Source organism: Mesorhizobium sp. M7A.F.Ca.ET.027.02.1.1, assembly GCF_004022985.1.
Taxonomy (GTDB): Bacteria; Pseudomonadota; Alphaproteobacteria; order Rhizobiales; family Rhizobiaceae; genus Mesorhizobium.
The window spans coordinates 1-1,601 of the sequence record NZ_RZOL01000714.1 but is presented as its reverse complement, the minus strand read 5'-3'; the positions used below and the strand labels follow the sequence as shown (position 1 = coordinate 1,601).

Here is a 1,601-nt window from a genome sequence, read left to right as displayed (position 1 = left end):
GAGGAGGAAGCGCGATTGGCGGAGGAAGAACGCAAGCGCAAGGAGCAGGAAGAAAAGGAGCTGTGGGAGCGGCTGCGCTCGAACCAGATCGTCACCGACGGGGAACAGGACGCCCCGACAGGCGACGCGGCCGCGGCCATCGCCGGCGACGGACAGCTCAGTCCTGTCCCTGGGGCAGACCTGGACCCCAACAAGGCATTCCTCGCCCAGGCCGAAAGTAGTCGGAACGCTCAGGCGACGGCGACGAAGAACTACCGCACGGACGCCCTGATTGCAGAGGGCACCATGATCCGCGGGTTTCTTGAAACGGCCATCAACACGGACCTGCCCGGCATGGTCCGTGCGGTTGTTCGCGAGGATGTATATTCCCTTGACGGCCGCCGCGTACTGATCCCGAAAGGATCTCGGCTGACCGGCGAATACAAGTCCGGCATTGCTCGCGGCCAAACGCGCGTTTTTATCGTCTGGAACCGGATGATCCGGTCCGACGGCGTGTCGGTCAACATCGGTTCGCCTGGCGCTGACAGCCTTGGCCGTGGTGGCATGGCAGGTCGTGTCGATCGTCACTGGCTGGAGCGCTTCGGCTCGGCGATCGTGCTGTCGATCGTTGGCGGTGCGGCGGAATACCTTTCGGCGCTCGCTGACCCGAGCGGCGGCCGGCGCCAGGAGACCATTACCCGTCTCGATCCTATCACTGGCGAAGTGACAACGATCACGATCGATCCGGAGAGGACGGAAGAGGAAGCTCGTCAGATCGCTATCGAACGCTCCGCAAGCACGATGACCGAACTTGCCAAGGAGGCTTTCGAAGATTCGCGCAACATCCCGCCGACGATCTATGTCGACCAAGGGACGTCGGTGATCGTTTTTGTGCGGCGCGATCTCGATTTTTCGGAGCTCTACGCCGATCCGGTCCAAGAAGAGCTGGCGAGACTGAAACGCGGCGGCAAGCCGCGTGTCGCGATCGACCCTGTTCCCCTCTACATGACGCCGAAGGACAACTGGTTTCCGGCAGCACCCCCGGTGACCAAATGAACATGGTCAAACACCCGGTCGCCGCGTCGGGCCCATATGCCAAGTTCCCAATTCTGGAAATGGAACTGGAACCGCTTCACGAACTGCTACGGCAGGACGATGTTTCCGAACTTTCCGTCAACAGGCCGGGCGAAATCTTTGTCGAGCGGCTTGGCGCCACGGAAATGGAGCGGATCTCTGACGCCAGGCTCACCGACAAATGGATTCGCAACCTCGCAACACTCGTCGCCAGCTCGACCAATCAACAGGTGAATGAGGAAAAGCCGATCCTGTCGGCGGCGCTTCCCAGCGGCGAGCGCATTCAATTCGTGTTGCCGCCGGCAGCGCCGGACGGCGGCGCGATTTCGATCCGCAAGAAGGTCATCATGGACATGACGGTCGATGACTACGCCAAGCGCGGCGCCTTCGAAGAAACGCGCATGGGTAATGAGCTCGTCTTGTCGGAAGAAGAAACGGAACTGGTTGAGCTGATCGGCGGCTCCGATCCGATGAAATTTCTGGAGCATGCGGTCAAGAATCGCGTGTCGATCGTTGTTTCGGGCGGCACATCGACCGGCAAGACGACT

Annotated in this window: 2 protein-coding genes; both read left to right on the top strand. The window is 61.0% G+C overall.

Annotated elements, in window-relative coordinates; all coding sequences use genetic code 11:
* A partial coding sequence (gene virB10, locus EN749_RS35435; protein ID WP_145991170.1) for a type IV secretion system protein VirB10 occupies window positions 1–1,035 on the top strand: 1,035 nt, incomplete at its 5' end.
* The coding region (locus EN749_RS35430; RefSeq protein WP_189367953.1) for an ATPase, T2SS/T4P/T4SS family at window positions 1,032–1,601 on the top strand (570 nt) is incomplete at its 3' end. The genes virB10 and EN749_RS35430, both read left to right, overlap by 4 nt.